This is a genomic window from Brevibacterium renqingii, from assembly GCF_017808095.1.
In the GTDB taxonomy this organism is placed as follows: Bacteria; Actinomycetota; Actinomycetes; order Actinomycetales; family Brevibacteriaceae; genus Brevibacterium; species Brevibacterium renqingii.
On sequence record NZ_JADBHG010000005.1, the window covers coordinates 17,083 to 42,130 of the forward strand.

31 protein-coding genes and 1 riboswitch are annotated in these 25,048 nt (G+C 66.1%); of the genes, 14 read left to right on the forward strand and 17 right to left on the reverse strand.

The features are described from left to right. Positions 1 to 8: 8 nt before the first annotated feature. The 3 genes from IIE29_RS10580 to IIE29_RS10590 form a co-directional block, all read right to left on the reverse strand. Positions 9 to 494 (reverse strand): SufE family protein, encoded by a 486-nt coding sequence (locus IIE29_RS10580; protein ID WP_209325226.1) that lies wholly within the window; start codon positions 492 to 494, stop codon positions 9 to 11. Beyond that, positions 494 to 1,402, reverse strand: a complete 909-nt coding sequence (locus IIE29_RS10585; RefSeq protein WP_343071872.1) for a sulfurtransferase — start codon at positions 1,400 to 1,402, stop codon at positions 494 to 496. Before IIE29_RS10585 ends, IIE29_RS10580 begins: the two co-directional genes overlap by 1 nt. A 75-nt stretch (positions 1,403 to 1,477) precedes the next feature. After that, positions 1,478 to 2,266, reverse strand: a complete 789-nt coding sequence (locus IIE29_RS10590) for an alpha/beta fold hydrolase (RefSeq protein ID WP_209325228.1) — start codon at positions 2,264 to 2,266, stop codon at positions 1,478 to 1,480. A gap of 73 nt (positions 2,267 to 2,339) precedes the next feature. Between IIE29_RS10590 and IIE29_RS10595 the strand changes: the two genes are divergently transcribed. After that, complete coding sequence (locus tag IIE29_RS10595; protein ID WP_209325229.1) at positions 2,340 to 2,804, forward strand: NUDIX hydrolase; 465 nt, start codon at positions 2,340 to 2,342, stop codon at positions 2,802 to 2,804. A 49-nt stretch (positions 2,805 to 2,853) separates the two neighbouring features. Here IIE29_RS10595 and IIE29_RS10600 read toward each other — a convergent pair whose 3' ends face one another. From IIE29_RS10600 to IIE29_RS10615, 4 genes are all read right to left on the reverse strand, one after another. Then, complete coding sequence (locus IIE29_RS10600) at positions 2,854 to 3,810, reverse strand: ABC transporter substrate-binding protein (protein ID WP_209325230.1); 957 nt, start codon at positions 3,808 to 3,810, stop codon at positions 2,854 to 2,856. A 99-nt stretch (positions 3,811 to 3,909) separates the two neighbouring features. Then, positions 3,910 to 5,388, reverse strand: a complete 1,479-nt coding sequence (locus IIE29_RS10605) for an amino acid permease (RefSeq protein ID WP_209325231.1) — start codon at positions 5,386 to 5,388, stop codon at positions 3,910 to 3,912. A gap of 105 nt (positions 5,389 to 5,493) precedes the next feature. Then, a complete protein-coding gene (locus IIE29_RS10610) occupies positions 5,494 to 6,750 on the reverse strand; it encodes an FAD-dependent oxidoreductase (RefSeq protein ID WP_209325232.1) in 1,257 nt (418 codons plus the stop codon). A 67-nt stretch (positions 6,751 to 6,817) separates the two neighbouring features. After that, the gene (locus tag IIE29_RS10615; protein ID WP_209325233.1) at positions 6,818 to 8,101 is read right to left on the reverse strand and encodes an alpha-hydroxy acid oxidase; all 1,284 of its coding nucleotides are present in this window, start codon (positions 8,099 to 8,101) and stop codon (positions 6,818 to 6,820) included. Positions 8,102 to 8,286: 185 nt separating this feature from the next. Here IIE29_RS10615 and IIE29_RS10620 point away from each other — a divergent pair, with 185 nt between their 5' ends. Beyond that, complete coding sequence (locus tag IIE29_RS10620) at positions 8,287 to 8,862, forward strand: histone deacetylase (protein WP_209325234.1); 576 nt, start codon at positions 8,287 to 8,289, stop codon at positions 8,860 to 8,862. Here IIE29_RS10620 and IIE29_RS10625 read toward each other — a convergent pair. Both IIE29_RS10625 and thiE read right to left on the reverse strand, forming a co-directional pair. Next, the gene (locus tag IIE29_RS10625) at positions 8,816 to 9,769 is read right to left on the reverse strand and encodes a ketopantoate reductase family protein (protein ID WP_209325235.1); all 954 of its coding nucleotides are present in this window, start codon (positions 9,767 to 9,769) and stop codon (positions 8,816 to 8,818) included. The genes IIE29_RS10620 and IIE29_RS10625 overlap by 47 nt on opposite strands. Then, the gene (gene thiE / locus IIE29_RS10630; protein ID WP_209325236.1) at positions 9,766 to 10,449 is read right to left on the reverse strand and encodes a thiamine phosphate synthase; all 684 of its coding nucleotides are present in this window, start codon (positions 10,447 to 10,449) and stop codon (positions 9,766 to 9,768) included. Before thiE ends, IIE29_RS10625 begins: the two co-directional genes overlap by 4 nt. A gap of 12 nt (positions 10,450 to 10,461) precedes the next feature. After that, positions 10,462 to 10,565: riboswitch (TPP riboswitch) on the forward strand. Here thiE and thiO point away from each other — a divergent pair. The 4 genes from thiO to moeB all read left to right on the forward strand — a co-directional run bounded on the left by thiO (position 10,555) and on the right by moeB (position 13,958). Continuing rightward, on the forward strand, positions 10,555 to 11,718 hold the full coding sequence (gene thiO, locus IIE29_RS10635; protein ID WP_209325237.1) for a glycine oxidase ThiO: 1,164 nt from the start codon (positions 10,555 to 10,557) through the stop codon (positions 11,716 to 11,718). Its footprint overlaps the riboswitch before it by 11 nt. Next, positions 11,715 to 11,972: a sulfur carrier protein ThiS gene (thiS, locus tag IIE29_RS10640; protein WP_209325238.1), complete on the forward strand. Its 258-nt coding sequence runs from the start codon at positions 11,715 to 11,717 to the stop codon at positions 11,970 to 11,972. The genes thiO and thiS overlap by 4 nt, the downstream gene beginning before the upstream one ends. Before the next feature lies 1 nt (position 11,973). Beyond that, positions 11,974 to 12,741 carry a thiazole synthase gene (locus tag IIE29_RS10645; protein WP_209325239.1) on the forward strand — a complete coding sequence of 256 codons (768 nt, stop codon included), beginning with the start codon at positions 11,974 to 11,976 and terminating at the stop codon, positions 12,739 to 12,741. A gap of 41 nt (positions 12,742 to 12,782) precedes the next feature. Then, complete coding sequence (moeB, locus tag IIE29_RS10650) at positions 12,783 to 13,958, forward strand: molybdopterin-synthase adenylyltransferase MoeB (RefSeq protein ID WP_343071873.1); 1,176 nt, start codon at positions 12,783 to 12,785, stop codon at positions 13,956 to 13,958. On the opposite strand, the gene IIE29_RS10655 is transcribed toward moeB, so the two are convergent. Further along, positions 13,949 to 14,437 carry an SRPBCC family protein gene (locus IIE29_RS10655; RefSeq protein ID WP_209325241.1) on the reverse strand — a complete coding sequence of 163 codons (489 nt, stop codon included), beginning with the start codon at positions 14,435 to 14,437 and terminating at the stop codon, positions 13,949 to 13,951. The two genes, moeB and IIE29_RS10655, sit on opposite strands and share 10 nt — an antisense overlap. Positions 14,438 to 14,460: 23 nt before the next feature. Here IIE29_RS10655 and IIE29_RS10660 point away from each other — a divergent pair, with 23 nt between their 5' ends. Continuing rightward, positions 14,461 to 15,105 (forward strand): mismatch-specific DNA-glycosylase, encoded by a 645-nt coding sequence (locus IIE29_RS10660; RefSeq protein WP_209325242.1) that lies wholly within the window; start codon positions 14,461 to 14,463, stop codon positions 15,103 to 15,105. A 3-nt stretch (positions 15,106 to 15,108) separates the two neighbouring features. Here IIE29_RS10660 and IIE29_RS10665 read toward each other — a convergent pair whose 3' ends face one another. Together IIE29_RS10665 and IIE29_RS10670 are read right to left on the reverse strand one after the other, a co-directional pair. Further along, a complete protein-coding gene (locus IIE29_RS10665) occupies positions 15,109 to 15,732 on the reverse strand; it encodes a thymidine kinase (protein ID WP_209325243.1) in 624 nt (207 codons plus the stop codon). Next, complete coding sequence (locus tag IIE29_RS10670) at positions 15,725 to 16,381, reverse strand: PepSY domain-containing protein (RefSeq protein WP_246475893.1); 657 nt, start codon at positions 16,379 to 16,381, stop codon at positions 15,725 to 15,727. Before IIE29_RS10670 ends, IIE29_RS10665 begins: the two co-directional genes overlap by 8 nt. A gap of 244 nt (positions 16,382 to 16,625) precedes the next feature. Between IIE29_RS10670 and IIE29_RS10675 the strand changes: the two genes are divergently transcribed. Next, positions 16,626 to 16,916 carry a YrhK family protein gene (locus IIE29_RS10675; RefSeq protein WP_209325245.1) on the forward strand — a complete coding sequence of 97 codons (291 nt, stop codon included), beginning with the start codon at positions 16,626 to 16,628 and terminating at the stop codon, positions 16,914 to 16,916. A 579-nt stretch (positions 16,917 to 17,495) separates the two neighbouring features. On the opposite strand, the gene IIE29_RS10680 is transcribed toward IIE29_RS10675, so the two are convergent. Together IIE29_RS10680 and IIE29_RS10685 are read right to left on the reverse strand one after the other, a co-directional pair. Beyond that, the gene (locus IIE29_RS10680; RefSeq protein WP_209325246.1) at positions 17,496 to 18,584 is read right to left on the reverse strand and encodes a nucleoside hydrolase; all 1,089 of its coding nucleotides are present in this window, start codon (positions 18,582 to 18,584) and stop codon (positions 17,496 to 17,498) included. A 59-nt stretch (positions 18,585 to 18,643) separates the two neighbouring features. Next, positions 18,644 to 19,102, reverse strand: coding sequence for a DUF2695 domain-containing protein (locus tag IIE29_RS10685; RefSeq protein ID WP_209325247.1), 459 nt, complete (start codon positions 19,100 to 19,102; stop codon positions 18,644 to 18,646). A gap of 116 nt (positions 19,103 to 19,218) precedes the next feature. Here IIE29_RS10685 and IIE29_RS10690 point away from each other — a divergent pair, with 116 nt between their 5' ends. Beyond that, complete coding sequence (locus tag IIE29_RS10690; RefSeq protein ID WP_209325248.1) at positions 19,219 to 20,124, forward strand: carbohydrate kinase family protein; 906 nt, start codon at positions 19,219 to 19,221, stop codon at positions 20,122 to 20,124. On the opposite strand, the gene IIE29_RS10695 is transcribed toward IIE29_RS10690, so the two are convergent. Beyond that, positions 20,114 to 20,437 carry an SRPBCC domain-containing protein gene (locus IIE29_RS10695; protein WP_209325249.1) on the reverse strand — a complete coding sequence of 108 codons (324 nt, stop codon included), beginning with the start codon at positions 20,435 to 20,437 and terminating at the stop codon, positions 20,114 to 20,116. The genes IIE29_RS10690 and IIE29_RS10695 overlap by 11 nt on opposite strands. A 137-nt stretch (positions 20,438 to 20,574) precedes the next feature. Beyond that, positions 20,575 to 21,066: a winged helix-turn-helix transcriptional regulator gene (locus IIE29_RS10700; protein WP_209325250.1), complete on the reverse strand. Its 492-nt coding sequence runs from the start codon at positions 21,064 to 21,066 to the stop codon at positions 20,575 to 20,577. An 83-nt stretch (positions 21,067 to 21,149) separates the two neighbouring features. Here IIE29_RS10700 and IIE29_RS10705 point away from each other — a divergent pair, with 83 nt between their 5' ends. Then, on the forward strand, positions 21,150 to 21,788 hold the full coding sequence (locus IIE29_RS10705) for a dihydrofolate reductase family protein (RefSeq protein WP_209325251.1): 639 nt from the start codon (positions 21,150 to 21,152) through the stop codon (positions 21,786 to 21,788). 71 nt (positions 21,789 to 21,859) lie between these two features. Here the strand turns inward: IIE29_RS10705 and IIE29_RS10710 are convergent, their stop codons facing one another. Continuing rightward, the gene (locus tag IIE29_RS10710) at positions 21,860 to 22,546 is read right to left on the reverse strand and encodes an SDR family oxidoreductase (protein WP_209325252.1); all 687 of its coding nucleotides are present in this window, start codon (positions 22,544 to 22,546) and stop codon (positions 21,860 to 21,862) included. Between the two features lie 82 nt (positions 22,547 to 22,628). Between IIE29_RS10710 and IIE29_RS10715 the strand changes: the two genes are divergently transcribed. The 4 genes from IIE29_RS10715 to IIE29_RS10730 all read left to right on the forward strand — a co-directional run bounded on the left by IIE29_RS10715 (position 22,629) and on the right by IIE29_RS10730 (position 24,901). Further along, the gene (locus IIE29_RS10715) at positions 22,629 to 23,210 is read left to right on the forward strand and encodes a hypothetical protein (RefSeq protein WP_209325253.1); all 582 of its coding nucleotides are present in this window, start codon (positions 22,629 to 22,631) and stop codon (positions 23,208 to 23,210) included. A 33-nt stretch (positions 23,211 to 23,243) separates the two neighbouring features. Continuing rightward, on the forward strand, positions 23,244 to 23,849 hold the full coding sequence (locus tag IIE29_RS10720) for a 1-acyl-sn-glycerol-3-phosphate acyltransferase (RefSeq protein ID WP_209325254.1): 606 nt from the start codon (positions 23,244 to 23,246) through the stop codon (positions 23,847 to 23,849). A gap of 1 nt (position 23,850) precedes the next feature. Continuing rightward, on the forward strand, positions 23,851 to 24,294 hold the full coding sequence (gene arfB / locus IIE29_RS10725; protein ID WP_209325255.1) for an alternative ribosome rescue aminoacyl-tRNA hydrolase ArfB: 444 nt from the start codon (positions 23,851 to 23,853) through the stop codon (positions 24,292 to 24,294). 112 nt (positions 24,295 to 24,406) lie between these two features. Beyond that, a complete protein-coding gene (locus IIE29_RS10730) occupies positions 24,407 to 24,901 on the forward strand; it encodes a mycothiol transferase (protein WP_209325256.1) in 495 nt (164 codons plus the stop codon). Positions 24,902 to 25,048: the final 147 nt, after the last annotated feature.

Below are 25,048 nucleotides of genomic sequence, written 5' to 3' on the forward strand. Positions count from 1 at the left end.
TATGAGGCTCAACCGGCTGTGATCTTGCCGATCCTCTCGGACACCTGTCGCTGGATGCGCGAGAGCATTCCGCTCATTCCGCGCAGTCGCAGCGGGCTGACGATTGCCGACAGCGACAGCCGCAGAGGCAGATCCGACGGGACCGACAGGATCGTCCCGGCAGTGGCACCGTCGAGGCCATCGTGCAGGATCCCGGCGAACCCGCGGGTCGTGGGCGACTCCGGCGGCGCGGAGAAGTGCAGCCGCACGACCGCTTCGTCCCCGGCTTCGGGGCTCTCGACCTCGGTGACGAGGAAGATCGGCGACTGGCATTCGGGCACGGGCTCGAGCAGCTCCGGATGATCCGTGTACTGCGCGGGCAGCTCGGGAAGATCGGTCGCGAACTCCAGCAGCAGCTGCAGACGGTCATCGGTCTCGGTGTCGGCGAAGTCGTTGACGATGTCTGCCAGGCCCTCCGGCAGGTCGGCGGTCTCGGGCGCGGTTTCGGCGGTCATCAGGCTCCGCGCACCTCCCCGGGCTCGGAACCGGTGGCGATCGGCACGCCCACAACGTTGCCCCATTCGGTCCAGGACCCGTCGTAATTGCGGACGTTCTCGTACCCGAGCAGGTGTTTGAGAACGAACCAGGTGTGGCTGGAGCGTTCGCCGATGCGGCAGTAGGCGATGACCTCGTCGCTTCTTCCCAGACCGGCCTGCTCCGTGTAGAGCTCCTTGAGCTCGGCCGCGGATTTGAACGTGCCGTCCTTATTGGCCGCCTTGCCCCAGGGCATGGACTTCGCGCCCGGGATATGACCGCCTCGCAGGGCGCCCTCCTCCGGGTAGGCGGGCATGTGGGTGCGTTCGCCGGAGTACTCCTCGGGGCTGCGCACGTCGATAAGAGGCAATGCGCCGAGGCTGTCGCGAACCTCGGGCAGGAAGGCGCGGATGGCCGAGTCGTCGCGTTCGACGACGGGATAGTCGGTGGGCGCGGGCTTCGGCTTCTCGGTCGTCATCTCACGGCCCTCTGCCTGCCATTTGGCACGTCCGCCGTCCATGAGCCGGACGTCTTCGTGGCCGAAGAGGGTGAACACCCACAGGGCGTAGGCTGCCCACCAGTTGGACTTGTCTCCGTAGACGACGATGGTGTCATCTCGCGAGATGCCCTTGGCGGACATGAGCGCTGCGAAGCCTTCGCCATCGACGTAGTCGCGGGTCACTGTGTCATTGAGCTCGGTGTGCCAATCGACCTTGACGGCTCCGGGGATGTGGCCGGTCTCGTAGAGCAGCACATCCTCGTCGCTTTCGACGATGACGAGTCCGGGGTCGCCGGCATGTTCAGCAACCCATTCGGTGCTGACCAGTCGTGTTCCGTCCGCGTACTCGGCGAACTTCGGTGTGCCATCGACCGGGATCGAAGTGCTCACGCATTCCTCCTGAAACATAGGTGACTATGACGAGCTCGTTGGGGCAACGTCGGACCTCTTCAGCATATTCCTTCGTCAGGATCTGCCGAAGAAAGTGGTCAGAGCTGAGACGAAGGCCTGCGGCTTCTCCGAATGCACCCAGTGTCCTGAGCCCTTGACGGTGAGCAGTGTGGTCCGCGGGAACAGTGCGCGCATCTGCGGCAGGTCATCTCTGCTGATGTACTCGGAGTCCTCGCCTGCCACCCACAAGACAGGGTGGTCGAACTGCGCATCGCCCATATCCGGGAAGTCGCCGATGGCATCGAGGCTCGAGTACAGGAGTTCGAGGTTGGGCTGCCAGGCATAGCCTGACGAGGTCGGGCGCAGGTTCTGCAGCAGGAATCCCCTGGTGGCAGCCTCCGGAATCGGCTCCTGCAGGGCGACGTCGGCGTCCGTGCGCGATTCCACTCGGTCGAGGTCGAGGTCGGCCAGGCTCGAGAGCAGATGCTCGAAGACGCCAGTGGATCCGCCGGCCTTGGGGGCGATGTCGACGATGACGAGCCGGTCGATGAGATCGGGGCGGCGCAGGGCGAGGACCATGGCGACCTTGCCGCCGAGGGAATGTCCCACCAGGTGCACCGGCCGCTGTTCGGGCTCGGTCACCTCGGCGATATGATCCGCGACTGCATCGGCGATTTCGATGTAGTCGAACGCTGCGGTCCAATCGGAGTCTCCGTGGTTGGGCAGGTCGACGAGCAGGCTCGAGAACTCGGGGGCGAGCGCCTTGGCGATCCGGGTGAAGTTCTTGCCGCGGCCGAACAGTCCGTGGAGGAACACGATGCGTCGGCCGGTCTCACCCACGCGCTTGCTGAAGATGGTGGTCACCACTCCAGCCTAGCGGGTCAGGAGGCGAGGCTGACAGCCGCTCCCCTGTCACGGGCGCGGGTAGGGTGAGGTCATGCACTTCTCCGAATATGACACTCGACTTGCCGGTTATGCCGTCATCGTCAACGACGATGATGAAGTCCTTCTCAGCTGGTTCAACGGCGGTCGGGACCACGTCCACGCGATCTGGACGCTCCCCGGAGGGGGCATCGAATTCGACGAGAGCATCGAAGAGGGCACGATACGCGAGATCAAAGAGGAGACCGGCTACGATGCCGAGCTGATCCGCCCTCTGACCACGCATACGTTCACGGAGTCGCGTCGCAATCCTGCGTTCGGGACCTCGACCCCGCGGCCGTTCAAAGGCGCACGGGTCGTCTTCGAGGCCCGGATCACCGGAGGCACGCTCGGCACCCTCGAAGTCGGCGGGACGACCGACCGCGCCGAGTGGCTGCCGATCGGCTCGCTCGCCGAGGTCCGCCACGCGCGCATCATCGACATCGGCCTCGAGGCGCTGCGCGGCGGACGCCACAGCTGAAGCCGACTCCGACGACGGGCGTCGAGCGCCGAGCGGCCGCCCGAGCGACTCAGCCCAGATGCTTCTCGATGAGTTCGGGCATTCTGTCAGCGGCGTAGGCCGCCGAGAGCACCGAGTTGAGGGAGAACGCCTGGCGCACGTCGTTGAGGTCTTCGGTCAGCACCAGGGCGTGGCCGTCCTCAACGGCAGGCACCCGCTTGAAAACGGAGTCGTCGGTGACCTCGGAATCCTTGATGTAGATGGGGAACACGACGAGCAGGTCCGCGTCGAGCTGATCGAGATTCTCCTCCGAGATCGGTGCGGTGAAGCCTTCGGGTTCGAGCGCCGAGATCTTCTCCGACTGGGTGAAACCGAGGTTCTCCATGAACTGCACCCGCTCGGTGCCGTCGATATAGGCACCCCAGCCTTCCGAGGTCTTCGCGGCCACGGCCACGGACTTCCCGTCGAAGTCCGGATGGGACTTGCGGGCTTCGGCGAATTTCGCGTCGAGGTCCTTCAGCAGCTTCTCGCCCTTGTCCTCCTTGCCCAGCGCCTGGGAGACGAGTTCGACCTGCTGGTCCATGGTCGTCAGGTAGTCGTCCCCACCCTTCGGAGGACCGACGGTCGGCGCGATCTCGGAGAGGCGATCGTAGCGTTTCTGTTCGCCGGAGCTCTTCGTGTCGAGGATGAGGTCCGGTTCGAGGGCCGCGATCGCTTCGTAGTCGGGCTCCATGGTGGCGATGATCTCCGGAGCCTCGTCGTAGAGGTCTTCGGCCCAGGGACCGACGCCTTTGCCGCCGAATTCGACCCAGTCGGAGGCCCCGACAGGCTGTACGCCCAGGGCCAGAGCCGTTTCGGCATCTCCCCAGCCCAGGGCAACGACTTTCTGCGGGTCGGCGGGGACTTCGACAGACCCGAATTTGGTGTCGACGTTGGGCCCGGAGGTGTCCGCGGAGTCCGAGCCGCCTCCGCCGCAACCGGCGAGGACGAGCAGGGAGGCAAGAATCGGGGCGAGTGTTCGGCGCATGGCTTCCTTTTCGAATAGTAAGGCGAGCCTAGCTTAACCCATTGTCGAACTCAGAAATGCACACTCACGGCCGTTCGTGTCGGCATGTGTCCGGCTTCTTCAGGGCGCCTTGACCTCGAGGCCGGCGACGTCCATCTCTTCGAGTCGGACGATCCGCGAACGTCGGCCCGTGATCACTCGGTGCCCGAGCCACAGCAGCAGGAATGCCGGCAGACCGGCATAGGCGCTGGCGACTTCGAGCAGGCGGCCGTTGACGACGGCCTGCACGTTCTGGCCGATGATGACGACGATGAGCATGATCAGCGCAATGATCGGACCGATCGGAAACAGCGGAGCACGGTACGGCAGCTCGTCGACCGAATTCCCCTGCCGCAGGTAGGCGCGTCGGAACCTGAAATGACACCAGGCGATGCCGACCCACACGATGAATCCGGACAGGCCCGAGACGTTCATCAGCCATGTGTAGGCACCTCCGTCGCCCATGACCTCGGAGAGGAACCCGAACAGTCCGATCACGGCGGTGGCAAGCAGTGCCATGACAGGCACTCCGCGTTCGTTGAGTCGGGCGAACAGCCTCGGCGCGGTTCCGTCCTTGGCCATGGCGTAGAGCATGCGGGTCGAGGCGTAGAGGCCCGAGTTGCCGGCCGAGAGGATCGCGGTGAGGATGACGGCGTTCATGATTCCCGCGGCCACGGCGATTCCGGCGCGTTCGAACACGAGCGTGAATGGCGAAGCGGTGACGTCCTCGTTGTTCGCCGAGGCCAGCAGCGACGGATCGGTGTAGGGCAGCAGGAAGCCGATGATCACGATGGCGCCGATGTAGAAGAGCATGATGCGCCAGAACACGGTCCGGATGGCTCGCGGCATGTCCTTGCGCGGGTTCTCCGACTCCCCGGCCGTGACACCGACGAGTTCTGTCCCCTGGAAGGAGAAGCCGGCGATCATGAACACACTGATGACCGACATCCAGCCGCCGACGAACGGTGCCTCTCCCGTCGTCCAGTTGCGCAAGCCCGGCGCGGAGCCTCCGATGATGCCGACGATCATCAGCACACCGAGGACGAGGAACGCCAGCACGGCGATGACTTTGATGGCGGCGAACCAGAACTCACCCTCACCGAAGGCTTTCGACGAGAGGAAGTTCAGACCGCCGAGCAGGATGAGGAAGCTCGCGGCCCAGACCCACGACGGCACGCCGGGCAGCCAGAAGGACATGATGACTCCGGCCGCGACGAGCTCGGCTGCCAGGGTGATCGCCCAGTTGAACCAGTAGTTCCATCCCATCGCGAAGCCGAACGAGGGACTGACGTACTTCGTTCCATAGGTGTGGAAGGACCCGGCCACCGGCAGATGCGTGGACATCTCCCCCAGTGACTGCATGACGAAGAGGACCATGACGCCGATCGCCGCATAGGCCAGCACGGCGCCGCCAGGCCCGGCCTGGGAGATCGTTCCGCCGGAACCGAGGAACAGTCCGGTGCCGATGGCCCCGCCGATGGCGATCATCTGCAGGTGCCTCGACTTCAGTCCCCGTCTGAGTCGGCGCTCTCCGGTCGCCTCGGCGGCAGGTGTTCTCATGGTCGTCCTCGCTCGTGGTTCGGCGGGTCCACGCACGAGGACCCTGGCCATTCCTACCACAGCCGGACCTGTCACGGACGGGGGATCCTCCGGGTGCGAGCAGGCTCACATCTGCTCGGCCGGGGTCTCGAGCAGCTTGAGTATCGGCTTCAGTGCGGTCCTGATGCTGAGAATCCGGAACACCTGGTCGCGGGCGGCCGCAAGCAGCCGGGACCGATCGAACATCAGCCCTGCCAGGGCGCGTGAATTCTCGTGGGCGGCCTCGACGCGCGGACGCTGGCGGTCCTCGAAGCGCTTCAGCGCTGTCACCGGGTCGTCGCGGCCTGCGGCGATCGCACGGGCGAGCATGTGGGCGGATTCCATCGCCATGCCGGCTCCGATGCCGGCCGTGGGGAGGAAGCCGGCCGCCGCATCGCCGAGGAGGACCGTGCGTCCCTCGGCCCAACGGCGAGCGCGGGAGTCACGCAACGGCCAGAAGAACGGGTCTCGGGCTGTGGCGATCGCCGCGAGGCAGGCATCGATGCGCGGTGGCAGCACCTTCAGCTTCGCCCTGACCTCATCGGCGAACCGTCGCGACCCCAGCGGCTCCCGTGAGTCGGGGCATCCGAGGAAGACGCCGATGCCGTCCTTGACCGGATACATGCCGAGGAAGAAGCCGTCGCCCCAGATCTCGTCGACGGCGTCCGGGCTCCCGTCGGCATCCGCCCAGCACACCCAGCCTCCCCACGCCGTGTCCAAGGTGTCCACCGCGTCTGCCGACCGGGCTGCGCCGAGGGAGCCGCGACTCGGTGCGAGGTCCCGGGTCCGCGAGTTCATTCCGTCGGCGATGACGACGATGTCGAACGCGGTACGCGCCGATTCCGCTGCCGCACCGGAATCATCGCCCCACGTGACGGTCACCGATCGCTCGTCTTCAGCAAGCCCGGACACAGTGGTGCCGAAAGCCACCGGACAGTCATCACCGGTGAGCACCGTCAGCAGCGCGGCCCGGGAGATCCCCCGGTAGTCACCGTACTCGGCCAGCAGATCGCCGAGGCGGTCCTGCCGGAGAACGCGCCCGGAGTGCGCATGGGCGACATAGCGGTCGATGCCGACGCTGGCGTCGAGATAGGTGTCCCGAACGCCGAGGGCGTCGATGATCGGGTCGACCATGGGCATGAGCGCGAGCATGTACCCGGCCCGGTTGTCTCCGATCATGCGTCGCGCGTCGGCGGACCGATCCACGAGCACCGGTTCGAACCCCTGAACTCTGAGCAGCTGGGCCAGGGTGATCCCCGCGATGCCTGCTCCCACGATGAGGATGCGCGGCGTCTCGGCCGACACTGATTCGAGCTGCTCTCCCACGCTCGCTGCTGTGATCAACTCTCGCGCCTCCTCATCCTCACAGTCCTATCCTCGACCCGGCTGTGGCACATCGTCTACCGTCTGCTCAGACGCCTTCCTCGCTCCTGCGCGTCTCCGCTGCCGATCTGGATGCGAACGGACTCGTCTTCTGCGGTGCCGAGGGCAGGCCGCGAGCGAGGTCGGGGCCGAGATCGGAGATGCTGCGGGCGCCCATGAGCCCCATGGCGGTGAGGACCTCCTGTCGGATGAGTTCGATCGCCCGTTCGACTCCCCTCTGACCGCCGGCCATGAGCCCGTAGAGATAGGCGCGGCCGATGAGGACGAAGTCCGCTCCGGCGCACAGAGCGGTGACGACATCAGTGCCGGACATGATTCCGGAGTCGAGGATGAGTTCCATGTCGGCTCCGACCTCGGCGCGGACCTCGGCCAGGGAAGTCAGTGAGTCGGGGGCACGGTCGAGCTGGCGCCCGCCGTGGTTGGAGACCACGAGGCCATCGGCTCCGACCGACTGAGCCCGACGTGCGTCGTCAGCGGTGAGGATGCCCTTGACGAAGAGGCGACCCGACCACTGCTCCCGGATCCACCGCAGGTCATCGAGGTCGAGGGTGGGATCGAACATCGTCTGCGTCATCTCCGCCAAGGACTGCGAGGTATCCGACAGGGAGGCGTATTTCGGCGGTTCGGTGGTGAGGAAATTGAACCACCAGCCCGGCCGGTACGAGGCGTCGAGGATCGTACCCAAGGTCAGCCGCGGCGGGATCGTCAATCCGTTCCGGTGATCACGCAGCCGCTGCCCGGTGATGGGCGTATCGACGGTGACGAGCAGAGTCTCATAACCGCTGGCCTGGGCTCGCTGCAGCAGGTCGAGGCTGCGCTGCCGGTCTTTCCACAGGTAGAGCTGGAACCACCGGGTCGAGTCCGGGGCCGCCTGTGCGACGTCCTCGACCGAGGTCGTTCCCATCGTCGACAGTGAGAACGGGATTCCGGCCTTCGTCGCCGCGCGCACACCGGCGACCTCACCCTCGGAGTGCATCATCCTCGTGTATCCGGTCGGGGCGATGCCGAACGGCAGACGAGTTCGGGATCCGGCGATTGTCGTCGAAGTGTCCGGGGCGTCGACACCGTGGAGAATGCGCGGCAGCAGCTCCACCTCGGCGAAGGCGTTGCGATTCCTGCTCAGGGTCCGCTCGTCCAGAGCCGCCCCGTCGACGTAGTCGAAAGGTGCGCGCGGGGTCACACGTTGGGCGATGCGTCGCAGATCCCAGATATCGGCGGCGGAGTCGAGCCTTGCGGCCACTCGGTCGAGTCGGGGCGGTTCGAACTTCAGCAAGGGGGCGAGTTCTCTGATGTCGGGAAGTCGGCGCTTCATCTCTCTCCTCGGTCGCGGCTGTGCGCTCGTCATTCTAGGGTCCGGGAACGAAACCGGCCGACGGTGTCCATCATCGCCGATTCCGGTCGCGGCAGGCAGGTGCCGCTCCGACCTTGCGAGACCTCTGACACACTGCGGGGTCCGAATTCGACAGCCGCCCGGGGCAACGTGGCACGATGAAATGGATGTCTCAAGCACTTGTGTGGTATGTCAGCTACGGTTCGAACATGGCTCGCGATCGGCTCGCCTGCTATCTTCAGGGCGGCCGGCCGCCCGGAGCGCACGTGAGCTATCCGGGTGCAAGGGACGGCACACCGCCGCGGGCCGAGGCCTGCGTCGAACTGCCCGGAACGATCTACTTCGCCGGTTCGTCGAAGGTCTGGGGCGGCGGGATGGCCTTCTATGACCATCATGTTCCCGGTCCCACTCCGGCCAAGGCCTATCTCATCACCGCCGAACAGTTCGCCGATATCGCCGCCCAGGAGATGAATCGTCCGCCCGAGGCCGACAGTCCATTGGAGAGCCTCGCATTCGACCTGCCCGTCGGCGCGTCTCATTCGGTGGGGCCGGGAGGCTATGAGACGCTCATCGTCCTCGATGACGTCGACGGCGTCCCCAGCGTCACATTCACCGCTCCCCACGGTTCGGCCGACATCGAGCACACCCAGCCGACCGAACCGTATCTGGCGATGCTGCGCACAGGCACTGCCGAGGTCAGGGACGCCGCTGAGCTTCCCCGGCGCGCAGCTGCACCAGCGTGAGGTCGAGCAGCGGGGTGTCGACCCCCAGCTCGGCGGCCTTGCGGGCCAGATCGCCGAGGATGTGCTCGGCTTCGCTCGGCAGACCTGCCGTGACGTCCCGGTAGAGGGACGAAGTGAACTCCGACCCCTCTGCCGTGAGCATCGACACGGTCATCTCGTGGGACCTCGCGGACACCGGATGGGACGCCGCGGCCGCCACGGATTCGAGCTCCTCGATGATCCGGAGCACATGAGCCCGCCCGTCGGCGTCGACGATCGCTCCGACCGGCGCCCGGAACAGGCAGGTGACGACTCCGGCCGCGGCGATGAAGATCCACTTCTCCCACAGCCCGCCGACGATGTCGTCGATGACCTGCAATCTGAAGCCGGGCACGTCGAGAGCCGTGGACACGGACTCGGGCACCTCATCGCCGGAGAGGTCGCCGATCGTCATCACGGCCAGGTCGGTGAGCTGATGCACCGCACCGTCCTTGACAGTGCCGACGATCTTGACGAGCCCGCCGAGAGTCTGACCCGGGTAGTCGGCCTGCAGACGGTCGATCTGGGCCATGCCGTTGAGGAAGGGGACGATCCGCGTGTCAGCGCCGACGGCGGGGCGGACGTCGTCGAGGACGGCATCGAGACCGTTGGCCTTGACCGCGATGATGACGAGGTCGAAGGTCTGCCGGCTCCTCTCGAGCTCCGCGGCGGTGATCACGCTGACGGAGTTCGTCCGATCAGCCTCCGGCGAGACGAAGCGCAGCCCTTCGGCACGGATCCGCTCCGCCCTCGTCTCCCGAAGGAGGAAGGTGACGTTGCGGCCGGCCTCGATGAGGTAGGTGCCGAAGGCTCCTCCGGTGGCTCCGGCACCGGCGATGAGGATCGTCGGCTCCTGTCCGCTCGCTGCGCTGTGCGTGGTACCCGTCATGCCGATTCCTCCTTGAGCACCCGCGCGGCCGCAGCGGGATCGACTGCCGAGGTTATCGCACGTACCACCACGACACGCTCCGCGCCCGCTTCCCGGACCTCAGAGAGTCTGGGACCGGCCTTGATCCCACCGATGGCGAACCAGGGTTTGACCGCCGAAGCAGCCGTCTCGGCCAGCAGACCCGTGCCCACGGCCGGCCGGCCGGGCTTCGTCGGAGTCTCCCACACGGGACCGACGCAGAAGTAGTCGATCTCGCCGTCCGCTTCGGCGGCGAGCGCCTGTTCCCGCGAATGGGTGGAGCGACCGAGAAGGACATCGGGTCCGAGCACGGCGCGAGCCTGAGCGCTGGTGAGATCCCCTTGGCCGATGTGGAAGACATCGGCGCCGACCAGGAGTGCGATATCGGCACGGTCGTTGACGGAGAACAGCTTCCCATGCCGTTCAGCGACTTCCTTCAGCACCTCGAGGGCGGCGATCTCGTCTCGGGCTTCGAGGGTCTTGTCGCGCAGTTGGATGATGTCGGCGCCGCCGGCGTACGCAGCATCGAGGAACTCGGGAAGATCACCCTGGGCACTCCTGGCATCGGTGCACAGGTAGAGGCTAGCCCGAGCCAATTCGGCTTCCCGCCAGGCTCTTCTCGAGTCGGACACGTCGGTGTGCGGTGGAATATCGGTGGTCATGGTCATAGAGTAGAGGAAGTTCGCGGGAGCCTCCCAACGAGGCTGAGAGGGTGTAACAGCCGACCGTCAGACCTGATGCGGATCATGCCGCCGGAGGGAGAATCCATGCACGTCATCGTCGTCGGTGCCGGAATCATCGGCCTGTCCACCACCTGGTACCTGCGCCACCTCGGCGCCGATGTCACGGTCATCGATCCCGATCCCGCGATGGGCGCCTCCCATGCCGCGGCGGGCATGCTCGCTCCGGCCGCCGAGGTCGTATGGGGGCAGGAGCTGCTGTACCCGCTGCTGCGCACCGCGGCCGACATGTACCCGGAGTTCGCCGCCGAGGTGGCCGACACGGACGCAGCCGATCTCGGCCTCACCGACACCGGAACCCTGGTATGTGCCGGTGATCGTGCCGATCTGCAGGCGCTGCGCGAGCTGCGGGATGCCCAGTCGGGAGCCGGGTTCGCAACGGAACTCATCACCGGTTCACGGGCGCGAGAGCTCGAACCGTCCTTGTCACCTTCGGTCGCCGGTGCCGTGCGCATCCCCGAGGATCAGTCCATCGACCCCAGGAGAGTGGTCTCGGCCCTGCGCTCGGTGTTCGCCTCCGAACTCCTGTCTGCGCGAGTGACCGGGCTGCTGCGCGACGGAGACGCCACCGTCGGTGTCGAGCTCGAGGACGGGCGGCAGCTGATCTCCGACCAGGTCGTCCTCGCCGCCGGAGCAGCCTCGAATGCCGTAGCAGGCGCCCCGCGGCTGCCCGTGCGCCAGGTATGGGGCGACGTTCTGCGCCTGCGTGCTCCCGCCGCGCGCACTCCCCTGCTGTCGAGCACCATCCGCGGCCTCGTCAACGGCCGTTCCGTCTACATCGTGGCCCGCCCCGATGGGGAGCTCGTGCTCGGAGCCAGCTCCCGTGAGGACGGTCGAGCCGGCACTGACGCCGGATCGGTCCACCGCCTCCTCCACGATGGTCAGCGTCTGGTTCCGGGCATACTCGACTGCGAGATCACCGAGATCACCACTCGTGCCCGCCCCGGCTCCCCCGACGATGTGCCCCTGATCGGTCGGATCGACGCCGGCTGCGTCGTCAGCACCGGCTACTTCCGGCACGGCATCCTCCTCGCCCCGCTCGGCGGTCTGTTGGGTGCCGAACTCGCTGTCGGTCGCCGCCCCGAATGGCTGCCACCGGGCGCTCTCGCCTCCGTCTCACCTCGGCGCTTCGATGATGCCGCCGACACCGCTGTTCTGCCCACCACGACCTCGAAGAGGAGCAAACCATGACCGAATCAGCACAGGCAGCCACTATCGTCCTCAATGGCGAACCGCATGAACTGGCCGGTGCCACCTCGGCGCTCGACCTCGTCGCCGAAGTCACCGGACGGGAGCTGCGCGAGGACGGGACCCCTGCCGATGGGGGCCGTCTGGGCATCGCCGTCGCTGTCAACGGCGAAGTGATCCGGCGCGGAGGCTGGTCCGGTTTCGTTCTGACCGACGGCCACACCGTGGACATCGTCACCGCTGTGCAGGGAGGCTGATATGACCTGGACGATCGACGGCACGGATCTGAGCTCCCGCCTCGTCATGGGCACCGGAGGCGCGAGTTCGCTGAGCATTCTCGAAGACGCACTGCGGGCCTCGGGCACAGAACTGACGACCGTGGCGATGCGTCGCTTCGACGCCGAATCGCGTGATTCCGTGTTCACCATGCTGCAGCGCTTGGGCATCCGCATCCTGCCGAACACCGCCGGATGCTATACCGCCCGGGATGCCGTGCTCACGGCACAGCTGGCCCGGGAAGCACTCGAGACGAACTGGGTGAAGCTCGAGGTCATCGCCGACGAGGACACTCTGCTGCCCGATCCGATCGAACTCTTCGCCGCGGCCGAGGAACTCGTCCTCGACGGATTCACGGTCTTCGCATATACGAACGACGATCCGGCGTTGGCGAAGCGACTCGAGGACGCCGGAGTGGCAGCGGTGATGCCAGCCGGCGCGCCGATCGGCAGCGGCCTGGGCATCCTCAACCCGCACAATATCGAAACCATCGTCTCCCGCGCCCACGTGCCGATCATCCTCGACGCCGGTGTCGGCACCGCCTCCGACGCCGCTCTGGCGATGGAGCTCGGATGCACCGCCGTGCTGCTGGCCTCCGCAGTCACCCGCGCCCACGACGCCCAGGCGATGGCCCGGGCAATGGCCTTGGCAGTCGAATCCGGCTATCTGGCGGCCGGGGCCGGGCGGATACCGAAACGACCACTGGCCTTGGCATCGTCGACCTTCGACGGATTGGTCGCAGCCCGATGACCGGAGCGCAGGCGACCACGCCCGTTGCGAGTGCGGACAGCGTGAATCCCGGTCCCCTGGTCGAACCCATTGACACGCTGAACCGGGACGAGTTGGCACGCTATGCCCGGCACCTGAGCCTGCCGGGATTCGGGCTCGAGGGTCAACGACGTCTGCGGGCGGCCTCGGTGCTGGTCATCGGGGCAGGCGGACTCGGTGCGCCGGTGCTCAACTATCTCGCGGCCGCCGGGATCGGGTCGATCACGATCATCGATGACGATGTGGTCGAGACCTCGAACCTCCAGCGTCAGGTAATCCATCGCAGCGTCGATGTCGCGCGGCCGAAAGTCGACTCGGCCGCCGAGGCCCTGCGGCGGCTCGACCCCTCTCTGCACGTGCGCACGATCGAGGCCAGGCTGAGTCCTGACAATGCACTCGACCTCTTCGCCGACCACGATGTGGTCCTCGACGGGGCGGACAACTTCGCCACCCGATATCTGTCCAACGATGCCGCCGAACTCACCGGCACTCCCCTGGTGTGGGGCACGATCTTCCGGTTCGCCGGTCAGGTGAGCACCTTCGTTCCCGGTCACGGTCCGATGCTGCGCGACCTGTTCCCCGATATCCCGGACCCCGATTCGGTGCCCAACTGCGCCGAAGGAGGTGTCCTCGGGGTGCTCTGCGGAACCGTGGGGTCGGCCATGGCCACCGAGGCGATCAAACTCATCTGCGGCATCGGCACCCCCTTCATCGGCCGCCTGCTGCGCTATGACGCTCTGGACGGTGAGTATTCGACGCTGCGGTTCTCCCCCGACCCCGAGCGGCCGGCCGTCACCGACCTCACCGAGGTGGCCGCAGCCTGTGCTGCCGCCGCTGCGCCCGGGACAGCTGCCGGGCCCGATGCCGGGATCGAGGAGATCACCCCTGCCGAGCTGGTCGGACTCGGCACACAGGCGGTGCTCATCGACGTGCGTGAGGACTGGGAAAGGGAACTGTCATCGATCCCCGGGTCCCTGCACCTGCCCTTGGCCAGCGTGCGCGAACGCGGCTGGGATGCGGTCGCCGAAACGATCGGGCGCAGAACCGAACGCGGAGAGTCACCCGGCGACATCGTCATCCACTGCAAGTCAGGAGCGCGCTCGGCCGAGGCGGTCGAACTCCTCAACGACGCCGTCCCGCCCGGAGTGCGACTGCGTTCCCTGGCCGGAGGCATCACCGCCTGGTCGGCTCAGGCCTGAGGCGGCCCGGCTGCCAGTCTGGCGGCGAGACCACGCTCACCGGCTCTCATCACCACCGCATGCATGAGACCCGACAGGGGCCGGAGCATGCGGATCGACCGGCGCGCGGTCGTCACGCACCACAGCGACTCGATCTGTGTGCACCGACGGTCCTCTTTGAGCGTCCAGACTCCGTGGCCGCGCAGATCACCGTGGGCGCTGAAGCTGATCAGCTGCGGCGCCCTCACCTCCTGGGCTTCGATGACGAAGCGCAGAGGCGTGCCCAGTGGTGTGTGCACCAGTATGCGCGCTCGGCTTCCGCACACCAGCCGCTCACCCACGGGTTCGGCACTCGACAGGCCCCGCCACCATTGCGGCCACTCCTCGACCCTTTCGAGTATCGCCCATACGGCTTCGGCTTCGGCCTCGGCGGTCCACTGGTCGTCGAAGTGGAAGGGCGAGGACTCCCCGGCCCGAGGGGTCACATGCACATGGGTCATGGTACGACGGTAGTGTGAAAGACGTGAGTGAGGAAAGCATCGCCAGCAACCGTCGGCCCTCCCCCTTGGGCGGCCGCAAACCGACCAAGGACGATCTCGCGGCAGTCTCCACCGACGATCCGAATGCGATCGACGACGTTCTGCCGAGTGACGGCTCAGGAGTGAAGATGCTCATCGTCGGCATCAATCCGGGCCTATGGACGGCCGCGGTCAACGCCCCGTTCGCCCGGCCCGGCAACCGGTTCTGGCCCTCACTGCATCAGGCGGGACTCACCGACCACCAGGTCGACGCTTCCCGCGGACTCGACCCCGCCGACGAACAGCAGCTGCTCCGACGCGGCATCGGGCTGACGAACCTGACCGGGCGCGCCACCGTGCGGGCCGACGAACTCTCCCGCGAGGAGCTGCGTGCAGGTGCTGATCGTCTCATCGACCGACTGTCCGCGATCCGACCCCACGCGGTGGCCATCGCCGGCATCACCTCGTTCCGGATCGGCTATCAGCAGCCCAAAGCCCGGTTCGGTCGTCAGGACACCTCTCTCATCGCTCGGTGGCCGTCCGAAGTGGCTCTCCATGTGGTCCCGCAGCCCAGTGGCCTCAACGCCCACTATCAGATCGCCGACCTCGCCCGCATCTGGCGCGAGGTGTGGGAGAGCATTGACGACTGAGGTCTACCGTGCCGCTCCGGTGAAGTGCTTGCGGCAGCGAGCGACATAGGAGTCGAGGCCCCCGACGTGGCTGGCATCGATCTCGGTGGCGGCGACAGTCGGGCGTTCGGAGTCTGCGCTCGCGGTCCCTGTTCCGGCGACTCGCGCCTCGGTCCGGTCCACACGTTGGTGGAAGACGGCGTCGCGCCCGCACACGGTGCACACCGCAGTGAGCCTGAGAACTTCTTCTGCCACGGCCATGAAGCTCGGCAGCGGTTCGAACGGGGCGCCGTCGAAGGTCACGCACAGCCCTTCGACGATGACGTCGACGCCCCTGCTGAGGAGGTCATCGACGGCAGGCACCAGATCGGGACCGAAGAATTGAGCCTCGTCGATGGCGACCAGGTCGTAGTCCTCGGCACCAGCCGCCTCGACGAGGGATTCGACGTCGCCGAGAGGTACGGCGGGAATATTCATCCCGATGTGGGAGGTGATCGTCGAGATGTCCGACCGCGTGTCGAGGGAATGGGACACGACGAGAACCTCGACTCCGGCGATCGTGGCGCGTCGGACCCGCCGCATCAGCTCCTCTGACTTGCCGGAGAACATGGGCCCGGCGATCACCGTGAGGCGGCCTGCGTCAGTCATCGTCGACGGTGACGCGTTTGGTTTCCGTGTCAACCGTGGTTTCGGTCTCTTCGCCGTCCTGGTCGAAGTCGAACTGGAATTCCTTCTTGCCGTCGTCGTATTCGAGCTTCCATCCGACGAGACGGCCCGAGGACTTCTCCTGTGCGAGGTCGAGCGCCTCATCGAAGGTCATCGGCTCCTTGAGGTCGATGGCCTTCTCCTCATCATCGGTGTCGTCTTTGTCGTGGTCGACGATCTTGCCCGTCGCGGCGTCGATCTCGACCTCGTGGTCGGTGTTGCCGTCGAGGATCGACACCTCGTACTGCCAAGCGCTGTCGGTCTCGTCCCAATCGAGTTCGATGCCGTGCACGATGCCGTCACCGGTCTTCTTCAGCGCCGTGTCGATCGCATCCTCGGGGCTGACTGATGGAGATTCCTTGCTCAGGTCGGCATCGGCAGGCAGAGCCTTGCCAGACGCGTCCGCGTCGCCGCCCTCTTCGGAGGCCGAATCGCTCGGCTCATCGGTGGAACCGGACTCGCCGCTCGCGGCAGAACCGGTGGCCGCGGGCGACGACTGCGCGTCACCGGAGTCGTCTTCGGAGCCGGCACCCGAACAGCCGGCCAGGGCCAGAGCGAGCGCTGCGATGCCTGTCACCGTGCTGATTGCCATGCCATGCGTCTTCATAGCCCTCACGGTAACAGCGAACCAATGCGTGATCGGTGTTTCTGAGAAAAGTCTCATTTGAGCTGCCGGCGGTGATCTGGACCTGTCTGCTCATGTCACGCGGCCTCGGGTGCGGGTCCATGCGCTCACGCCAGTCGTCGACACTGACGCAACGGAGTCGCCGGATGACCTGCGAACTCTTCCCCGCCGCAGTAGGCTTCTGTGGCAAAGACCGAGGGAGGAGAGAAGAATGGATGAAGACAGCCACGACTTCCATCTGCGGATCGGACGAGAGGAACTCGTCATCCGTCAGCGCTACCAGTTCATCAGCATTGCCAATGATGTCCTCATCGGTCTGTGGTTCCTGATCGGCAGCTTCATGTTCTTCTCCGAGTCCCTGACTTATTCGGGCACGTGGCTGTTCGTCATCGGCAGCGTGGAGATGCTCATCCGCCCGGTCATCCGCCTCATCCGGCACCTCCACCTGCAAAGGATCCGCGGGCCCGAGGCCGCGACCTCCGACTCGTCCTACGACTTCTGAGCCGAGCAAACCAGTCGATTCGAACGGCAATCTGGGCGGCCAGGGCCACGCCTGTCATGAGCCCACCGCCGTTCCTCCACTCGGCGTCAGCCAACGGTTTGCCCAGAGCAGCCAGCTCTCTTCGCGCAGCGGCAGCCCCGGGCCACATGATCGGCACAGCGGTGATCACGCCGGCCGTATACCCTCGCAGCAGCAGAGACGACAGCAGATGAGTGAACACATGACCCTCGAGACCTGCGACCGCATACCGGTAGAGGCGTGAGTCACCGGCCGTCCCCCCCCCCCCCGAGCTCCTGCCCAGGCGACAACTGCACCGACGAGTCCGACTGCGACCACACTCTGCTTCGTGTTCATCCGCAGCGCTTCGATGCCAGTGACTTCGGCCAGATGATCGGCTGTGGCGGGGAAGGTCAGCACTTTCTCGACGTCGTGCAGCGCCCACGAAGCGAACAGCGCCGCTGGACCGTGCATCATCGCTCATCCTCCCCGCGGGCAGTCATCGTGCCGCCATTACACCACAGAACCATCCGCCGCGCCGAGATCGTGAGACCTCAGAGGTCCGAACTGACACGTCCGGGATCAGGGGGTGTCCGGTGGTCCTTTCACCAGCGTGGTGCTGAGATGGTCGAGGAATGCGGATGAATCGATCGAGCGGACGATCTCGGCGTTCACGTCCCGGCCCCACCGCCCCAGCCAGTCAGCGATGGTTTCGCCCCGCGTGAGGGTACCCGTAAGTTCGACGTCGACGGGCGCACCCAGCGTCGTCGCCCAAGGCAGCGCGCCCTGGCTTCCGTTCGTCACCACCCCGGCGGCATCGCCCTGGCGGGCCCATTCGAGGGCACAGGCGAGCACGAACGGATCGTGGATGTGTGCCAGATGACCGAGCCCGTCGGATTCGTGGAATTCGAAGTAGAACCGCAGTGCTTCGGACAGCTCGGCCAGCATCGCCCGCCACCTCTGATCGGTCTCGCCTGCCGCGTCGACAATGTCGGCGAACCTGTCGGGCGTCATTTCAACGGCTTCGGTGGCTTCGATCGGCGCGATGACCGGCAGGTGGGCCAGAGCCCCGGCGGCATGGGCCGCGCCGAACGCCGCGAGCACCCGGGCAACTGCTTCGGGGTCGAAGGTGACGTTCCATTCGGTCGTCGGATGCGTGTTGCCCCGATAGTTGAAGGCCCCGCCCATGATGAAGAGCCGTCGGAACAGGTTCGGCAGCTCCGGATCGATGGCGAGTGCGAGTGCGAGATTTGTTGACGGTCCGATGACGATGCCGACAATCTCCCCGGGGTGCGCGCGTGCCGCATCAATCCACGCCTGCGCCGCTGACACCGGACTGACAGGGACCGTCGGCGTCGGCAGCTCAGCGTATCCGGTACCGGTGCTGCCATGGGTGAGGTCGGCATATTCGGGAGCGCCTGCTTCGCGTGCCTCGCTCAGTTCCTGCCACGCAAGCGGCAGCGGATCGCCGGCGTGGACCGGGATATCGCTGCGTCCGGCAAGTTCGAGCCACCCAAGGGTGTTCGCCACGACCTGCTCGGTATCCACATTGCCGCCGGAGGCCGCGATTCCGACGACGTCCACGTCGTCCTGACAGCACAGATAGGCGAGGGCGAGCGCATCGTCGATTCCGGGATCGCAGTCGAGGAACACAGGGATCGTGGAAGACATGGTCCCATTCTGCCCGACTTCGCCGCCCATGCTCCTTCGAACGACCGTTTCATCCGCTGTCACCGGCGACGGATCCTCGACCAGTTCCCGCAGGGCTGGGTCGATCCCCGGCGAACGAGTCGGCAGCACAGGTAGACGGTGCTCGACGGCGGCTCGTCGATGCCGAACGCCCCGCGCAGGTCGACCGCTTCGTCACGGTCGAACCTGGTGCCGATCAGTTCGCCGAAGGGCATGCTGGTGATCCACGGCTTATGGGCGAGGGTGAAGGCATTGAGGAACATTTCGCAGTCACAGCAGCATGCGCCCATGCTTCCCAAACGTTCGAGGAGCGCTGTGGCCCGAGGCGCAGTCCGGTCGCGGTAGCCCGCGGCGAAGCGGTGCGTACCGTTGCAGCCGAACTCCCCGAGCTGGCGGAATACATAGCAGACCAGGCATTCGCCCGGCCGTGGGGCGAGGAGGCGGGCGGATGCTCCATCGATGATCGTTCTGACGTCTGAATCAAGCGTGTTCTTATCCATGACAACACACTTCCAGACGGCACTGACATGAAACTTGCTCAGGCGTTGCCGACTATCGATTCCCGTACGATTGGTGCAGATGAACGCACTGCGGAATCGACCGTAGAATCAGCGCCATGAGCATTCTCGTCGCCGGTGAGGCCCTGATCGACATCGTCAGCACATCCGGTGCTCGAAACCGTTACGCTCCCGGGGGCGCCCCGGCGAATGTCGCGCTCGGGCTCGGCCGCCTCGGCGATGAGGTCGCACTCCTCACCGACCTCGGGGACGACTTCCACGGCGGATTCCTGCTCGCGCATCTGCGGGAGTCCCACGTCGAGGTCCTCGCCCGACCGAACGGCAGAACCTCGACCGCGGCGGCACGATTGGCCCGGGACGGTACCGCGGACTACGACTTCCGGCTGCGGTGGGATCCCGACGAATCCCTGGTCGAGGACCGTGCCAGAGCGGTTTTTCACTTCGGTTCGATCGCCGCGTTCCTCCAACCGGGGGCCGAGGCGGTCGACCGTCTCATCGCACGCTTCGCCTCACCCGGCGAGGCACCTCCGGAAGCTCCGCTGCTGACCTTCGATCCGAACATCAGACCCTCGACCATCGGACCGCACGAAGCGGCTCTGTCTCGGTTCGAGGAGCTCGCCGCTCGCGTAGACCTCGTCAAACTCAGCGATGCCGATGCCGCCTGGCTCTACCCCGACCTCGATGCGCAGGCTCAGGTCGATCGCGTCCTCGGGCTCGGACCGGATCTGGTGGCATTGACTCGCGGAGGCGACGGGGCGATCGTGGCGACCGCCTCGGCGCGGATTCCGGTGGAGTCGGCGGAGGTCGAGGTCAAGGACACCATCGGGGCCGGGGACACGTTCATGGTCTCCCTCATCCACGATCTGCATACGCTGCGGAAGCCCCTGTGCACTCTCGGGGAAGCCGAACTCCGGCGTCTGGGCGAACGTGCGGCGCGGCTGGCGGCGCTCACGGTGGGGCGTGAGGGGGCCGACCTCCCGTGGGCGGAGGACCTCACCGGCTGAGGAAGCTGCCGAGCTGCCGCAGGCACACTTCGTGGCCGTTCTTGTGCCCGTCGATCATGCCCTGCCCGACGAAGGAGGCGACCTGGTCGACGATGCTCACTCGCGTTCCGGTCGGCATCGCCTCGAGCGTCCAGGTGATGAGCGCGGCCGACAGGACCGAGTTGCTGTGGCTGACCGTTTCGCTCGACACGACGTAACGCCCCGGTTCGATCGCGCTGTACTGCCCTACGGACGCGAACTCCAGCTCACCGGGAGTCCCGCATCGAGCGAGAAAGCTCCCACCCGTGCGGAAGTCGTCGTGCTCGTAGACCATGGCCTCTCCGTCGGGGAATCGCTCCTCTGAGATATGCTCGACGGGAAAGTGATTGCATTTCACAAGCACTTATTCCATGGAACCACATCCGACCGATACCGGCAAGACCACATCGACCGCTGCCGATTCGATCCCGGTCAGTCGGCAGCGACCTCGGCCTCGTAGGCCGCCTGCAGCCGCTCCGAGGCTCGCGAGGCCCCGGGGCCCGGCCGTGGCACACCGAGGTGGGATTCCCGCAGCTCGTCCATGAGCTCGGCGACCAGCCCGGGATCCTCGGCCATCAGCCTGGCGCGGATCGTCAGCTCGGCGGCGGTCTCCCGGTGAGCCATCCCCCACGCCCCGAGCGCGACCATGACCGGCAGGGTCTGAATGCCGGCTTCAGTGAGCGAGTACTGCGCGCGCTGACCCCGAGCCGCGGTCTCCCGCGTCAGCAGACCTTCATCGACGAGCTTGCGCAGACGAGCTGAGAGGATATTCGAGGCGATGCCCTCATCGTTGCGAACCAGCAGCTCCCGGAAGTAGCGCCGCCCACCGAAGACGATGTCGCGGAGCACGATGAGGCTCCATGAATCACCCAGCACCTCGACTGCGGCATTGATCGCACATCCAGATCGTGGCTCGGTCGGCATCATTCCTCCGAATCTGATTGCAGCTGGAAATAGGCACGTCTAGGCTAGAACCAATTGTAATCCGCAATCACTGAGGAGGGCTCATGGCCCGCACTCGAGTCCACAGTCAATTCGTCTCACTCGACGGGTTCTCCGCCGGTGAGTTCGTCACCTTCGACGAACCCATCGGCGAGGCGGGGAGGCTCTTCAGCCACTTCGATGGTCAGGGAATCGATGGAGTCCACACGATCGACGGTCCGATCACCCTCGACCGCACCCTCTTCGCGCTCTGGGGTCAGGGCATCGGGGCGGAGATCATGGGCAGACGCAAATTCGGGCCGCAGACCGGGCCGTGGCCCGACGACGGGTGGCGCGGCTGGTGGGGTGGGGAGCCGCCGTTTCGGACACCGTGCTTCGTACTCACCCACCACCCTCGTGATCCGCTCGAGTTCGAGAACGGGACGACATTCCACTTCGTCGACGCCGGCATCGACGAAGTCCTCGCTATGGCCTACGAGGCCGCCGGTGGACTCGATGTGCGCATCGGCGGGGGCCCATCGACGATCCGGCAGTTCCTGGCCGCCGATCTCGTCGATTTCATGAACATCGCGATCGTGCCGATCACCCTGGGGCGGGGACAACCGCTGTGGCAGGGCCTGCCCGATGTCCAAGACCGATTCTCGATCGAGACCATCGGATCTGCGAGTGGACTGACCCATCAGCTGTGGAACCGCGTGCGCTGAACCGCCGATGCACGACAACGGCCGGTCGGACGTCGATTGACTCCGACCGGCCGCCTCGGTCACGCGTCATCTCATCTGATCGCCTCGGCGATGGGAGTCTGACCGTCGTAGAAGTTCACGGTCTCACGCACCGCAGCCGATGCGGAGATGACGTGGGTGATCACATCGGCGACGAGTTCGCGCGAGGTCACTCGCACGTCTGGGTCGGGACGTTTGCCGTCGAGGTCTCCGGCGGCATCGGCGATGAGGACCTTGCCTGTCGAGGGTTCAAGGGTCAGTCCGCCGGGGCCGAGGATCGTGTAGTCCAAAGAGCTGGCCCTCAGGTGCTCATCGGCTCCGTGCTTGGCCTGGACGTAGGGGTAGAAGGAGCTCTCTGGGTCGACTCGGTCGAGGTCGACGCCGGCACTGGAGTAGGAGACGATGACGAAGCGCTTGACTCCGGCCTGAACTGCGGCATCGATCGAACGCTTCGCCGCATCGAGGTCGACGGCTTTGGTGCGTGCGGGGTCTCCACCTCCGGCGCCGGCAGAGAAGACGACTGCCTCGGCGCCGGAGAAGACGTCCGCCAGCGCCTGCGTGTCAGCGGCTTCCATGTCGAGCACGACGGGGTTGGCCCCGGTGGCTTCGACATCGGCGGACTGCTGCGGATTGCGGATGACGGAATCGACGCTGAAGCCTGCGACCTTGATCTTGGGTGCGGCCAGAAGCGCGATCTTTCCATGCCCGCCGAGGATGACGACGCGAGCTGAATCAGACATATCTTCCTCTGCTGTTGGTGATGCGTGGTCTCGGACATAGCGACGGGAACGTCCGGATTATTCCGCACAGTAAGCTGGTGGCATGCCCGGGGACCTTTCGCACGCCGCCATCATGCGGCAGTTGGACCTGGGAAGGCCTGCCCTCATACCCACTTCGGCGCGGCGTATCGTCCGCGCGGCGATCGTCATGTTCATCCTCGGCGTCGGCCTGCTCGCCGTCCTCGTGCTCCTCATCGACAGCACATTGAGCCAGGGCGGCAGTTGGATCGGTCTCGCGGTGAATCTGAGAGTATGGGCCTTGGTCGCGGGCATCATCGGATGCCTCATCCTCGCCCCGATCGGAGTGCTTGTGCGCCTGCGTCGACGCGTGTCACTTGTGATCTCTCCCGATGGCATATCGCTCGCCCGTCGCGGACGGATTCTGCCCGAGCATCTCCTGGCCTGGCACGACGTCGAGGAGGTCGTCTACGAACGAGCCACGACTCGGGGGCCGAAGGCCCTCGTATGCCTGCTCACCGAGGAGGCCACCCGTCGGCTGCGGGGAAGGGGCCTGAACCCGCGTCTGCTCATCCGCGGCGGATTCGTCCTCAGCCCTCGCAGGCTGCACCCGGTGCTCGCAGCCGCACACGCGCGGTTCTCAGCGCACTCACATGGACGCCGATAGGTTCGCCGTCTCAAGTGCTCTACCGTTGAGACCATGATCCGACGCCTCATCGCCCGCGCCTTCTGGACCTTCGGCCGGTGGAAGCTCGTCACCGAGCCCGCCCCGAAGCGTCCGACCATCCTCATCGGGGCACCGCACACCTCCAATTGGGACTTCGTGCTCATGCTCGCCATCGCGTGGAGTCTCGGAGTCGAGGTGCATTGGCTGGGCAAGGATTCCCTGTTCGCCGGGTGGCGAAGGCCGATCATGCGAGGCCTCGGCGGCATTCCCGTGGATCGAACCGATCCCAGCAGGATCGTCGCCGAGGTCGTCGACCGAGTCCGTGCCGATGAGGTCTTCGGTCTCGTCATCACCCCTGACGGAACCCGGGGCGGGCATACGCATTGGAAGTCGGGATTCCATCGCATCGCTGTGCAGACGGGCATGCCGGTGACCCTGGGATACGTTGACTCTCTCACGCGGACGACGGGCCTGGGGCCGACTCTGGAGATGACCGGGGACATCGCCGAGGACATGGACCGCATCCGTGAGTTCTATGCCGATAAGCACGGCATCCGACCGGAGAAGCAGATCACGCCGAGGCTGCGCGAAGAGGACTCCGCACCCGGCGTCTGCGAAGGCGACCCGGAACCGAGCTGACATGGACGGTGATGTGCGCGTTCCGGCTGGGCCCGGGATCCCTGCCGGACTGGTCATCCCCGCCGCCGAACTCACCGAGCAGTTCTCCCGGTCCTCGGGCCCAGGCGGCCAGCACGTCAATACCTCTGATTCCCGCGTGCAGCTGAGCCTGGACCTGGCGACTGCGTCGTTTCTCAGCGCCGGACAGCGCGATCGGGTGCTCATCCGTCTGGCACCGAGGCTGTCCGGGACGGTGCTCACGGTGACGTCGGAGCGGCAGCGCTCGCAGCTGAAGAACCGACAGGACGCACGGATGCGCCTGGCCCACCTGCTGCGGGAGGCCTTGGCCCCACCGGTGCAGAGGCGAGCGACGAAGCCCTCACGCAGTTCCCGTCGCCGTCGGGTCCGCTCCGAGCAGCGGCGCTCTGAGATCAAGCGCAATCGTCGCCGGCCGCGTCCCGATTGATCCGAACCGAGTGCGGACGCGTGAGTCCTGGCTGCAGTTCCTTGGGGCCTGACATTCCCGGTGAGATCGCTGCCCCGTGACAGGAGCAGCATCGGGGAGCAGAATGGGCACCATGAATGCCAACGATATTCTCTCCGATCTGGTCCAGCGTCCTGCCCAGGCCGCCGAGGCACTGCCCGAGCTCTCCCCCGAACAGCTCAACACCCACCTCGGCGGTCATCCGAATTCGATCGCCTGGCTGCTGTGGCACAGTGGCCGCGAGATCGATGTGCAGCTCTCCGACCTCACCGGACGGCCGCAGCAGTGGGAGGAATTCCGGGAGCAGTTCGCTCTCGGTGAGGTCGGCGACACCGTCGGGCTCGGGCACACTCCCGAGCAGGCCGCGCAGGTCCGCGTCGAGGATCAGCAGCTTCTCGTCAACTACCTCAAAGCCACGCTCGACGCGTGCGCCGAGTACGTGAACACCCTCGACGATGCCGACCTCGGCGAAGTCATCGATGAGAACTGGACGCCGGCAGTCACTCGTGGCGTCCGCTTGGTCTCGGTCGTCGATGACGCCGTCCAGCACGTCGCTCAAGCCGCCTTCGTCGCGGGCGCCCTCGTCTGAGACAACAGCCGGGCACGGGGTCTCTTCAGCCGGTGCCTGGTCGAGTCATGTTCGAGGGCGACGGAAGTCGGTGACGTCCCCGAGGCTGCGCAACCCGGCGGTTTCGATCCTCCACCATCGTCGACCTCGTCCCTCGGGTGCAGTCCC